The sequence below is a fragment of the Mesorhizobium sp. M0244 genome (assembly GCF_040321795.1).
Lineage (GTDB): Bacteria > Pseudomonadota > Alphaproteobacteria > Rhizobiales > Rhizobiaceae > Mesorhizobium.
Window position 1 is genome coordinate 39,628 of the sequence record NZ_JAMYSE010000049.1, and the last position, 10,817, is coordinate 50,444.

Genomic DNA, 10,817 nt, shown 5'->3' on the forward strand with positions numbered 1-10,817 from the left:
ACATCGCGGCCCGCGGCCTATCTGGAAGGTCGGGCAGGGGTTTTGGAGACTTTACAATGACATCTGTTTCCTCCGCACTGGCCGGCAAGATTGCGCTGGTCACCGGCGCATCGTCGGGCATCGGCGAGGCGACGGCTGCGGCGCTGGCCGCCGCCGGGGCAAAGGTGGCGATTGCCGCACGCCGCGCCGATCGCCTCGAAGCGCTGGGCGCGCGTATCGAAAAGGCCGGCGGCACGGCGCTCCGCATCGAGACCGACGTCACCAGCAACGACGATGTCACCGCGATGGTCGACAAGGTCGTCGCCGAATGGGGCCGCCTCGACATCCTCGTCAACAATGCCGGCGTCATGCTTTTGTCGCCGGCCTCCGAGGCGGCTCTCGACGACTGGCGCCGCATGATTAGCTCAACCTGCTGGCGCTGATGGGCGTTACCAAGGCGGCGCTGCCGCATCTCAGGGCCGCCAAGGGTCACATCGTCAATGTCTCGTCGATTGCCGGCCGCGTCGCCAATCCCGGCGCCAGCGGGTACGCGGCGACCAAGTTCGGCGTCGTCGGCTTTTCGGAGTCGCTGCGCCGCGAAGTCTACGCCGACAAGGTTCGCGTCACCGTCATCGAGCCCGGCCTGGTGCATACCGAGCTCGGCGACCACATCACCAATCCGGCGTTCAAGGCTGATCTGGATAAGCGGCTCGCCGCCATGGAGGCGCTGACCGCCGAGGACATCGCCGCGGCCATTCTCTATGCCGTGAGCCAGCCGGCACACGTCAACGTCAACGAGATCGTCATCCGCCCGACCGACCAGGAACGGTGAATGACGTCTTTTCGCTACACCTCGAATCCCGCCCGCAGGAAATCGCCACACTCCTCGACCAGCCGGGATGGGTCCTTCGCGATGTAGACGCCGAAATCCGCCGTCGGCGCCGGCGGCAGGTTGAAGCGTCCATTGAGGCTTTGGCAGTCGGGCGGCAATCCTTCCTGCAGCAGAAGCCCGATGCCAAGCCCGGCCCTGAGCGCCGACATCAGCGTCGCGAAGGTCGACACGCGGCAGCCGACCTTCCAGCCGATCCCGGCCTCTGCGAGCGAGGCCAGCATTCGGTCCTGCCAGGAGCAGGCACCTTCGAAGATGATCAAGGGAAGCTCGACCTCGTCATCGATCTCGATCATGCGGCTTGCCGCCCAGACCAGCTGTCGCGACAGATGGCCTCGCGGCGCTTTTGCGAAGCGCGCCGGATCGGCCATGACGATGTCGCATTTTTCCTCGCCTAGCGACTTGCTGAGATCGGTGCTGCTGGCCGATGTCAGCTCGATCTCCACGGAAGGGTGCCGGCGTCGGAAGTCGGCGATGATCAGCGGCAGCCGCGTCACCGCCAAATCCTCGACGATGCCCAGCCGGACACGGCCGACCAGCCTGCGGCCTTCTATCTCGCGCCTGGCATCCTCGCCGATCGCGATGGCCTTGCGGGCGAAGGCGAGCAGGATCTCGCCGGCCTCCGTCAGCGTCACGCCGCGCGGCGAACGGCGCAGCAGCTCGGCGCCGACTTCGCCCTCTAGGCGCTGAAGCTGCATGCTCACCGCCGCCTGGGTGCGGGCAAGCCGATCGGCGGCCCGGCTCACCGTTCCCGTATCGGCCACGGTGACGAAGGCGCGCAGCAGCCTGACGTCGATATCTCCAGTCATAAGAATTCCTGATAGCTGTGTCAGCACTATCAGGCTATCCCAAAGGCCGGTCTAAATTCAAGGTCCGCTCGCATCAACGAAACAGGAGCAGCCTCCTTGTCCTACAGAAGAAGATTTGAAGAGCTCGGTGTCGCCTGGCCGTCGCTGTCGCGGCCCGCTTTGCCGTTCTCGCCGACGGTTCGCGTCGCGGACATCGTCTATGTCTCCGGTGAGATACCGGAGATTGGCGAGGAGATCGCCGCGATCGGCCAGGTCGGCAGAGAGATCGATCTGGCTGCGGCGCGGAGCGCCGCCCGGCTTTGCGCGGGCAACATCGTCTATTGGCTGGACAAGGAACTGGACGGCAATCTCGACCGCGTCGTCAAATTCGCCAAGCTGACCGTCTATGTGAATGCGGCGACGGGCTTTTCGGCCTATTCGGAGGTCGGCAACGGAGCGTCCGAATTTCTGCTCGATATTTTCGGCGAGGGTGGCGAGCACGCCCGCTGCTCACTCGGCATGGCCGGCTTGCCGGCCAATGTTTCGGTCGAAGCCGACGCCATCGTGCATGTCCGCTGACGCATGTCGCCCAAAGCATGCCCTCGGGCCTGACCCGAGGGTGCGCAGTGAAACCAGAAGGAGGCTTGGCTTGATGGCTGCAAATCTTGAGGGGCGGAAGGCGCTGGTTCTCGGCGGAGGCAAGGGCCTCGGCTTCGGCGTCGCTGAAGCGCTCGCGGCGAAAGGCGCCGAAGTCATCCTGGTCGGACGAGGGGAGGAGACCCTGGATGCGGCGCGGCGCGCGATCGGGGCCGCCGGCCGCGTCTGCTCGACCTTCAGCGCTGACCTGTCCGACAACGATAGCGTCTCCCGGCTGTTCCGTGCCGTCGAGGAAGAGCATCAGCGGATCGACATCGTCCTGCTCAATGGCGGCGGCCCGCCACCCTTTGCGGCCAGCGTCTTCGATGCGAGCGTCTGGGAGAAGCAGTTCACCAGCATGGTGCTGAGCCAGATGCGCATTGCCAGTTCTTTCCTGCCCGGCATGCGGGCGCGGTGCTGGGGGCGCATCATCGCCGTTTCCTCGACTTCCGTCCGTGAGCCGATCCCCGGCCTTACCGCTTCGAACGCGTTGCGTGCGTCGCTCGCTGGCTGGGCCAAGACCCTGGCGGGCGAAGTGGCTGCGGACGGCGTCACCGTCAACCTGTTGCTGCCGGGCCGTTTTGCGACGGACCGGACGAAAGAGTTCGACGCCATGGACGCAGCCGACAGGGGTGTCGACGCCGCCGTGATCGCCGCCGAGAGTCAGGCCGAAATCCCGGCAAAGCGTTATGGAACCCCCGCCGAGTTCGGCGCGGTCGCTGCATTCCTGGCCAGCGACGCCGCCGCCTATGTCACCGGCGTGGCGTTGCCGGTGGATGGCGGACTCAGCCGCGGCATGCTGTGAGGGGCAGGGTGATGTGACGGCACGATTGCTTGCATCTCACAGGAACGCCCCTCGTGCCTTTTATCTGCGCGGGGGGCGTCCTGTTTGTCGTCCGCCTTTCTCAAGATCGCTCTTCGAGAACGGCTTTCGACACTGAAAAAAATGCCCCGGCGCCAAAATGGTTCCCGGCTAAGTGGTTTTTTCGGCGGGCAATAGCCCGGCGCTGTCGGAAGTGCCTGCACGGGCAGCCGCCACGCGTCTCTGCGAGTGTGGCAAATCAAAAAAATTGACACAACGCGCAAAGAAGTCTATAAGAACTTTGTCGATGTTTGTTTGACCGACTTTTGTTATCCGCGTGCCGAGGCGCGCCTTTGACGAACTTCCCCATCAAAATCGAGACAAACGTTGTTATGCATCCGCATGACAGCGAACGAATATTTGCCATGGAAAGGGTTCGTTATGAGCACAGGCACAGTTAAATGGTTCAATGCCACCAAGGGTTTTGGTTTTATTCAGCCTGACGACGGTTCTGCCGACGTTTTTGTCCACATCTCAGCCGTCGAGCGCGCCGGAATGCGCGATATCGTCGAGGGCCAGAAGCTTGGCTATGAGATGGTCCGCGACAACAAGTCGGGCAAGATGTCCGCCGACCAGTTGAAGGCGGCCTAAAACGGAATTAAGCCTCACCGGTGACCACGGATGTACTGGCACCGGTGAATGGCAAATTCCAGCGCATGATCGCGGGATGTTAAATCTCGGAACGGATCATGTGCATTGAGAAGAACGTTTCTTTGCGCGTCTCTCGGGATGCGCAGGCGCTCTTATGGAAGGTCAGGCAGTGCCTGGCCTTTTTCATTTTTGCACTTCGACCGCCGAAAGAGCGCTGCTCGACGGCCCGGACGTGCTAAGGACGTTTCAGCAATTTGAAACCGGCTGCCGTATTGCTTTGTGCGGGATCCTGGCCGAAAGACCAGTCTCGCCACTTTTCGGCGGCCCGCTCCGAACCGGGAGAAAGACCTTGACCGCAACTTCAAAGAAACCCCGCGACCAAGCCGAATCCATTTTTAGCAAGACCCGGACCCAGTCAATGTCGCTCGACCGCATCATTTCCGAACGGGATGCCGTCAGCGAGGCCCGCGAAGCCAAGACCGCGCGGCTTCGCGAACTGCGCCTGGAAAAGGAAGCCGACGAGATGGCGGCGGCCGTTGCGCTCGCAGCCTCGCCGAAACGCGCAGGCAAACGCTGATGGCCACCAAACGTGTGCCTCAAAAGGCGATCGCCGCCGATTCGACCATCGCCGATGTCGTGGGCGAGCTCGACAAGCCGGTCGAATATGTCCGGCGCGTGCTTGAAAAGCTCGAGCGCTGCAGGCGTGTCCACGGCGATGCCCAGGTGCGGCTCGGCGTGCGCGGCCGTGCCGAATGCCCCAATTATCTGATCGAATACGTCCGGGAAAACGCTAAGACCCACGAGCGCGTGACCTATCAGGATGCCGCCTATAGCGGCAGCACGCATCGCGAGCTGGCGCCCCGGCACATCGAGGAGGCCAGGAACTGGTCGCCCGAAGAGATGAACATCACGGCCGTTTCGGCGCTCATCGGCCGCCTCCGCAATCCGAATGCGCCATCATCGCGTTTCTCTGACGAGGATTGATATGGCCATCAAGTTTTCCGCCAAAGACCAGCCGGCAGCGCCTGCTGCCGCCGTAAAGCCGGCCAAGCCGGCGGCCGCGCCGAAGACCGGCGAAGCCGCCGAAGCGGGCACCGATCTGTTCAGGTCGCCGGCCGAAGCGCCACCGCGCAAGCCGAAGAAGAAATAGCGCCTTTGCAGCAAAATACCGGCCGGAAATCTGCGCCAAAGCTGCTTGCCTTGGCGGTCGCAGAGGATTGTTCGTCGCCACAAGACGGCGCCGACCCGGTTGCCTTCGATTGCCAGACCTGTGGCGCCTGCTGCGCCTACTCGTCCAGATGGCCGCGCTTCTCCACCGAGGATGACGCGCAACTCGAGCTGATCCCGCAAAAATACGTGGCTGCCGACGAAGCCGGCATGCGCTGTGACGGCGCCCGCTGTTCGGCACTGTGCGGCGAGGTCGGCAAGTCGACTGCCTGCGGCATCTACGAGATCCGCCCCGACGTCTGCCGCGCCTGCATGCCAGGCGATGACGACTGCCTGATGGCGCGCCGGGCTCACGGACTGCCGACGCTGTAATGACGGCCCTCGGGCTGGCGTCTCAGTTTGAATTTCCACCTTGTGCCAAAGAGCGGACATTCTCAGTCAGATGATCGCTGCGGTAGAGGCCAGGCGATCGTCCGGTCAACCGTTTGAATGCCTGCGAGAACGACGGCACCGATTCATATCCGACGGCGCGCCCGATCTCGCCAATGTTCTGGTTCGTTTCGCGCAGAGCCTTGGCGGCAAGGTTCATCCGCCATCGAGTCACATAGGACAGCGGCGGCTGTCCTATAAGTTGGGTGAAGCGACGCGCGAAAGTGGCCCGGGACTGTGCCGCGCCGCTGGCAAGGGAAGCGATGGTCCAGGGATTACCCGGCCGCTCGTGGATTAGGCGCAAAGCTTGCGCAATGCCTTTATCGCGTAAGGCGCCAAACCATCCCCCTGTTCCGAGAGGCTGATGTTCTATCCAGGCACGCAGCAAGAAGATCAACGTGCTATCGAGAAGGCGTGGGGCGACAATATCGTGGCCGCCGAGATTGTCTTTCGCTTCGACCTGCAGAAGTTTCAGGACAAGCCGCAGCGGCTCGCTGGTGTCTATCTGATTTCGGGTCAAATGAATCAGCGGAGGAAGCAGCGAAACCATCGGATATGGCCCCACGCCGTCGAGTGAATATCTCGCACAAAGAAGAGTTGTCGCGCCGCCCTCGCTTTTCGGTTCCGGTCCGCTCCGATTTGCGGAAAGGACGGCAGATATGGATGCCGTCGGTGCATCCGCCGGATTACAAAGAGTATGTCCGACTCCGCTCGCGACAAGGATGACGTCTCCCTCGCCTAAGCGGATCGGCTCCTTTTGACCAGTCAGCCGCAACCAGCATTCGCCGTTCTGTATGACGTGGATGGCGGCATTCCTTGTCGGATCGACTGAAATACCCCACGGCCGATGTAGGATCGCGCTGCCGATCATGGCGCTGCCAAATCTCAGCGAAGCAAGAACTTCGGACAAGACGTCCACGAGAACACATCCTCCGATAATGCATCAGGCGACGATATTAGACGATTGGATAAGAATCCAGCGGAATAGCGTATCGACCATCTCACAAGCGCGACAGATTATGTTGGCAATGTCGGCGTGCGGACGCTCCTGTCCACAACAGGCAGAAGCAGGCACCTGAAGGAGCAAAACATGCGTGAACCATCAAATCCATTTCCAGCCAAGATTCATAATTCGCTGGAGACCAACAAGATGATCGTCCTGGACTTCATCGACAAAGCAGTAAACCAAGGGAACATCGAAGCTGCTTCGATGCATTTTGGCGAACGCTACATCCAACACAATCCGAACATTGCGGATGGTGCGGACGGTTTCAAAGCCTATCTGCATCAGCTCAAACAGTCATTTCCCCTCGTGAGAGGAGAGGTGAAGCGGATTTTTGCTGAAGGGGATTTCGTCATCGTGCACATGCACGCAAAACGCGAACCCGAAGAGGAGGGCTTGGCCATCGTCGACATTTTCAGGCTGAAGGACAGCAAGCTCATCGAACACTGGGAAGTTCGGCAGCCCATTGCGGATAGCAAGCTGCATGCCAATAGCATGATCTGAATGCGGATAGACGGCAGCGTAAGGAGCCAACTCGCGCTGCTGGAAGGTGCAGCCTCGGTTGTGGGCGAAAATTTCGAAATGAGACATTACCTGCTCTCAGGCTGGCTTGTCCCCAAGCATTTCGCTGGTTACGCTGCCAGCGGCAGGGCCAGCACCGGGAGACCATCTGTGAGCCTCGAATTCTTGTTGACGTCGCTGATTGTCGTGGCTTCGCCCGGCACCGGCGTTCTCTATACGCTGAGCGCCGGTCTGTCGCGTGGTGCGCGCGCCAGCGTCATTGCCGCTTTCGGCTGCACGCTCGGCATCATTCCGCACATGGCGGCCGCCATCACCGGCCTCGCGGCGCTGCTGCACACCAGCGCGGTCGCCTTCGAGACGCTGAAATATCTCGGTGTCGCCTACCTGCTCTACATGGCCTGGAACACGCTGAGGGAGAAGGGCGGCCTGAGCGTCGACGAAAATGTCGCGCCGCGCTCGGCCGGCAAGGTGATCACCTCGGGGATCCTCATCAACATCCTCAATCCGAAGCTGTCGATCTTCTTCTTTGCCTTCCTGCCGCAATTCGTCAGCACCACCGAACCGCATGCGTTGTCGAAGATGCTGGAGCTCAGCAGCGTCTTCATGCTGCTCACCTTCGTGGTCTTTGTCGGCTACGGCATTTTCGCGGCGTCGATCCGCAGCCATGTCGTGTCGCGGCCAAAGGTGCTGACCTGGATGCGTCGCACCTTCGCCGGCGCCTTTGTCATGCTCGGCGCCAAACTGGCGCTGGCGGACCGGTAGGCAGCCTTATCCCTTCACGTAGCCCATTGCCTCGACGATCTGCCCGTCCGCTACGCGCATCAGATTGACGCCACGGATGGAGTTACCGTCGGCGCGCCAGTAGCGCCAGCGGATCGTTGCCCGTTCGCCGGCCACGTAAGTTTCCTCGAGGTCGAAGCGTGTGCCGGGTTCGGTCGCGATCGCCGACCATAGCCTGATGCAGGCATCACGGCCGATATGACGGGCGCCATCCGGTGCCGGCGTCGTGTTTTCGATGACGCAGTCCTCGGCCACCAGGCCCGGGAGTGCCGACGGATCATGAAGCTGGAACACGTCGTTGAAGCGTCGCATGATCTCGGCCGTCTGTCTGGATTGATCGTCTGGATGGACGACGATGATGCTGTCCTGTTTCATTTCAGTATCTCGATTTCATTTTTCCGCAGCGGCCGCGATCAGCTCCGCGTTGAGCGTGATCTCAGCCACGCCGGCCAAAGCGCGCGAGACAAGGCATGTCGTCTTGGCGGATTGGGCAAGGCGCTGGAATTCCTCGGACTCCAGCCCTGGAATCTCGGCTTCAGTTTCGAGGTCGATGCGGGTCAGCGTCGGTCCAGCCGCGCTGGTGCCGAGATGCACCTTGGCGAGGGTGCGGATCCACACCGGAACATGGCCGTCTCTGCCCAGTATGGCGCTCAGCGCCATCGAGAAGCAGCCGGCATGCGCTGCCGCAATCCGTTCCTCGGGGTTGGTGCCGGGACCGTTCTCGAAACGCGACGGGAAGGAGTAGGCGCCTTCGAAGACGCCGCTGCCGAGCTTCAGCCGGCCCGAACCTTCTTTCAACGGTCCCTGCCATTGGGCTTCTGCTTCACGAATGGTCATTGCATCTCTCTCCATTGGTTTGAGGGGGGTCGATTAGTCAGGCGCCGTCGACGACCACTTTCCCGAAGACGTCGCCTTGCTGGAAATAGCGGTAGGCGTCTTTGGCCTCGTCGAAGGCGAACACCTTGTCGATGACAGGCTTAAGGCGATGCACCGAGATGGCGCGCAGCATGGCTTCGAGGCCGGTGCGATTGCCGACGAAGAGGCGGCTGATGGTGGCGAGGCTGCGCTGGTAGACGGGGCCGGGAATTTGCACCGTCCCGCCTTTCGCGTCCTGTATGGTGAGAAGCACGATGCGCCCGTAAAGCGCGCAGGCGATCATCGATTGCGCGAAAGTCGGCGGGCCGCCGGTCTCGATGACGAGGTCGATGCCACCGGTTTGCTCGCGCACCGCCGCACCCCATTCCGGCGTGTCGGCGGTGGAGACGACGAGGTCGGTGCCCAGCGCCCGCAGCCGGTCCACCTTCTCGCTGCGCGAGGTAACCGCCACAACACGGCAGCCGAGCAGCTTGGCGAATTGCAGTGCAAAACAGCGCGACGCCGCCCGAGCCGATGACCAGAACCCATTGGCCTGGCTTCGGCATCTCGGCCCCCGTCACCGCATTCCAGGCGGTCAGGCCGGCGCAGGTCAGCGTTGCTGCTTGATGCCAGTCGAGATGATCGGGAAGCCGCACCGCCCATTGCTCGTCGAGCATCGCGTATTCGGTCAGCATCCCGTCCAGCGTGCAGCCAAGCTGGTCGATCAGCCCGGCATTGATGCGGCCGTCGATCCAGCGCGCGATATAGCTGCCGGTGATGCGGTCGCCTACGGCAAAGCGGGTGACAGAATCGCCGACGGCAACGACTTCACCGGCACCATCACTCAGCGGGACGACGCCTTGGCGCGGCGTCAGCGGATAGGTGCCGTAGAGGATCATCGTATCGCGACGATTGAGCGAGGTGGCGCGGACGCGCACGACGATCTCGTGCGGCTTCGGCGTCGGCGGCGTCCCGTCGCGCATCACCAGGCACTTGGTCACGCCGGTTCCTTCAAGACGATAACTGCGCATTTGCCTCTCGTACTATGTAGACTAATCTACATAGTAGATAGACCGGTTGTCATATTCGAGGCAAGGCCTATAATGCTCACTCCTGACAGAGGTTGACATGGCGAACGACACCCGCATCCGCATACTCGAAACGACGGCGCTGCTGCTGAGGCAGCGCGGCTACCACGGCACGTCGCTCAACGACATATTGAGTGCCTCAGGCGCACCGAGAGGCTCGCTCTACTTCCACTTTCCGGGCGGCAAGGATCAGCTGGTCATCGAGGTGACGCGCGACAGCGTCGACGAGGTGACGCAGAGGCTTGGCGCCGCGCTCGCTGCCGAAAAGGATCCGGCAGTCGCCGTCCACCACATTTACCAGTCGATCGCCCGCATGCTGGAGGACAACCAGTTCACGCTCGGCTGCCCGATCGCGCCCGTGGTGCTGGACTCGCCGACTGACATGCCGGAGCTGGCCGAATTGTGCCGCTCGGCTTTCGAGCAATGGATAGGCTTGCTCAGGGCGGCCTTCGTCAGGGCAGGGGTGCCCGAGCGCCGCGCGCATGCGCTGGCGCTGCTGGTCGAATCATCACTGGAAGGGCTGATGGTGATCGCACGCGCCACCCGCGACCGCGCCCCGGTGCTGGCGGTGGCCGACGAAGTCGCCGCGGTGATTGAAGGTGCATTGCCGGCAAAGCTCTCGCCCTCGCGGCGTATTGACGCCGCCGTCTGAGCGGGCAACCCGCTAAACAAAGCAAACAAAAAGGGCGCCTTTCGGCGCCCTTTCTGTATCTCAAGGCTGATGGGTTGGATTAGAAATCCATACCACCCATGCCGCCCATGCCGCCGCCGCCCATGCCGCCAGGCATGCCGCCGCCAGCCGACTCCTTCTTCGGAGCCTCCGCGATCATGGCTTCGGTGGTGACGAGCAGGCCGGCGACCGAGGCCGCGTCCTGCAGAGCCGTACGCACAACCTTGACCGGATCGACGATACCCATGGCGATCATGTCGCCATATTCGCCGGTCTGGGCGTTGTAGCCGAAGGTCGCGCCCTTGTTCTCGAGGATCTTGCCGGCGACGATAGATGCTTCCGCACCGGCGTTGGCCGCGATCTGGCGGGCCGGAGCCTGCAGCGCGCGACGCACGATGCTGATGCCTGCGGTCTGGTCGGAGTTGGCGCCGACAGCCTTGATGCTCAGCGAAGCGCGCAGCAATGCGACGCCGCCGCCGGGAACGATGCCTTCTTCGACGGCCGCACGGGTCGCGTTGAGGGCGTCATCGACGCGGTCCTTCTTTTCCTTGACTTCCA

The 10,817-nt window shown here is 62.3% G+C and carries 16 protein-coding genes and 2 pseudogenes; 11 read left to right on the forward strand and 7 right to left on the reverse strand.

The window, feature by feature from the left end; genetic code table 11:
- Nucleotides 1-56: 56 nt before the first annotated feature.
- Nucleotides 57-811 (forward strand): annotated as a pseudogene (locus NKJ08_RS24615) (SDR family NAD(P)-dependent oxidoreductase).
- A 14-nt stretch (nt 812-825) separates the two neighbouring features.
- Here NKJ08_RS24615 and NKJ08_RS24620 read toward each other — a convergent pair.
- The gene (locus NKJ08_RS24620) at nt 826-1,677 is read right to left on the reverse strand and encodes a LysR family transcriptional regulator (RefSeq protein WP_352529388.1); all 852 of its coding nucleotides are present in this window, start codon (nt 1,675-1,677) and stop codon (nt 826-828) included.
- Nucleotides 1,678-1,773: 96 nt separating this feature from the next.
- Between NKJ08_RS24620 and NKJ08_RS24625 the strand changes: the two genes are divergently transcribed.
- From NKJ08_RS24625 to NKJ08_RS24655, 7 genes are all read left to right on the forward strand, one after another.
- Nucleotides 1,774-2,235, forward strand: a complete 462-nt coding sequence (locus NKJ08_RS24625) for a RidA family protein (RefSeq protein WP_352783737.1) — start codon at nt 1,774-1,776, stop codon at nt 2,233-2,235.
- 73 nt (nt 2,236-2,308) lie between these two features.
- Nucleotides 2,309-3,097 (forward strand): SDR family oxidoreductase, encoded by a 789-nt coding sequence (locus NKJ08_RS24630; protein ID WP_352778794.1) that lies wholly within the window; start codon nt 2,309-2,311, stop codon nt 3,095-3,097.
- 438 nt (nt 3,098-3,535) lie between these two features.
- A complete protein-coding gene (locus NKJ08_RS24635) occupies nt 3,536-3,745 on the forward strand; it encodes a cold-shock protein (protein WP_010915421.1) in 210 nt (69 codons plus the stop codon).
- A 349-nt stretch (nt 3,746-4,094) separates the two neighbouring features.
- Nucleotides 4,095-4,322: a hypothetical protein gene (locus tag NKJ08_RS24640; RefSeq protein WP_352529420.1), complete on the forward strand. Its 228-nt coding sequence runs from the start codon at nt 4,095-4,097 to the stop codon at nt 4,320-4,322.
- Complete coding sequence (locus NKJ08_RS24645; RefSeq protein WP_023722751.1) at nt 4,322-4,729, forward strand: hypothetical protein; 408 nt, start codon at nt 4,322-4,324, stop codon at nt 4,727-4,729. The genes NKJ08_RS24640 and NKJ08_RS24645 overlap by 1 nt, the downstream gene beginning before the upstream one ends.
- Nucleotide 4,730: 1 nt before the next feature.
- The gene (locus NKJ08_RS24650) at nt 4,731-4,895 is read left to right on the forward strand and encodes a hypothetical protein (protein WP_352529394.1); all 165 of its coding nucleotides are present in this window, start codon (nt 4,731-4,733) and stop codon (nt 4,893-4,895) included.
- A gap of 50 nt (nt 4,896-4,945) precedes the next feature.
- The gene (locus NKJ08_RS24655) at nt 4,946-5,284 is read left to right on the forward strand and encodes a YkgJ family cysteine cluster protein (RefSeq protein WP_352529396.1); all 339 of its coding nucleotides are present in this window, start codon (nt 4,946-4,948) and stop codon (nt 5,282-5,284) included.
- A gap of 22 nt (nt 5,285-5,306) precedes the next feature.
- On the opposite strand, the gene NKJ08_RS24660 is transcribed toward NKJ08_RS24655, so the two are convergent.
- The gene (locus tag NKJ08_RS24660; protein ID WP_352529398.1) at nt 5,307-6,260 is read right to left on the reverse strand and encodes an AraC family transcriptional regulator; all 954 of its coding nucleotides are present in this window, start codon (nt 6,258-6,260) and stop codon (nt 5,307-5,309) included.
- A 171-nt stretch (nt 6,261-6,431) separates the two neighbouring features.
- On the opposite strand from NKJ08_RS24660, the gene NKJ08_RS24665 reads away from it, so the two are divergent.
- Complete coding sequence (locus tag NKJ08_RS24665; RefSeq protein ID WP_352529400.1) at nt 6,432-6,848, forward strand: nuclear transport factor 2 family protein; 417 nt, start codon at nt 6,432-6,434, stop codon at nt 6,846-6,848.
- Between the two features lie 168 nt (nt 6,849-7,016).
- Nucleotides 7,017-7,628 (forward strand): LysE family translocator, encoded by a 612-nt coding sequence (locus NKJ08_RS24670; RefSeq protein WP_352529402.1) that lies wholly within the window; start codon nt 7,017-7,019, stop codon nt 7,626-7,628.
- Nucleotides 7,629-7,634: 6 nt separating this feature from the next.
- On the opposite strand, the gene NKJ08_RS24675 is transcribed toward NKJ08_RS24670, so the two are convergent.
- The 4 genes and pseudogenes from NKJ08_RS24675 to NKJ08_RS24690 all read right to left on the reverse strand — a co-directional run.
- Nucleotides 7,635-8,021 carry a nuclear transport factor 2 family protein gene (locus NKJ08_RS24675; RefSeq protein WP_352529404.1) on the reverse strand — a complete coding sequence of 129 codons (387 nt, stop codon included), beginning with the start codon at nt 8,019-8,021 and terminating at the stop codon, nt 7,635-7,637.
- 15 nt (nt 8,022-8,036) lie between these two features.
- Nucleotides 8,037-8,483, reverse strand: coding sequence for an OsmC family protein (locus NKJ08_RS24680; protein ID WP_352529406.1), 447 nt, complete (start codon nt 8,481-8,483; stop codon nt 8,037-8,039).
- Between the two features lie 37 nt (nt 8,484-8,520).
- Nucleotides 8,521-8,973 (reverse strand): zinc-binding dehydrogenase, encoded by a 453-nt coding sequence (locus NKJ08_RS24685; protein WP_352529408.1) that lies wholly within the window; start codon nt 8,971-8,973, stop codon nt 8,521-8,523.
- Between the two features lie 229 nt (nt 8,974-9,202).
- Nucleotides 9,203-9,532: pseudogene (locus NKJ08_RS24690) on the reverse strand (alcohol dehydrogenase catalytic domain-containing protein); the annotation flags it as partial.
- 97 nt (nt 9,533-9,629) lie between these two features.
- On the opposite strand from NKJ08_RS24690, the gene NKJ08_RS24695 reads away from it, so the two are divergent.
- A complete protein-coding gene (locus tag NKJ08_RS24695) occupies nt 9,630-10,241 on the forward strand; it encodes a TetR/AcrR family transcriptional regulator (protein WP_352529410.1) in 612 nt (203 codons plus the stop codon).
- A 79-nt stretch (nt 10,242-10,320) separates the two neighbouring features.
- Here NKJ08_RS24695 and NKJ08_RS24700 read toward each other — a convergent pair.
- Nucleotides 10,321-10,817 (reverse strand): TCP-1/cpn60 chaperonin family protein (locus NKJ08_RS24700; protein WP_352783741.1); only part of this gene is annotated, 497 nt, incomplete at its 5' end.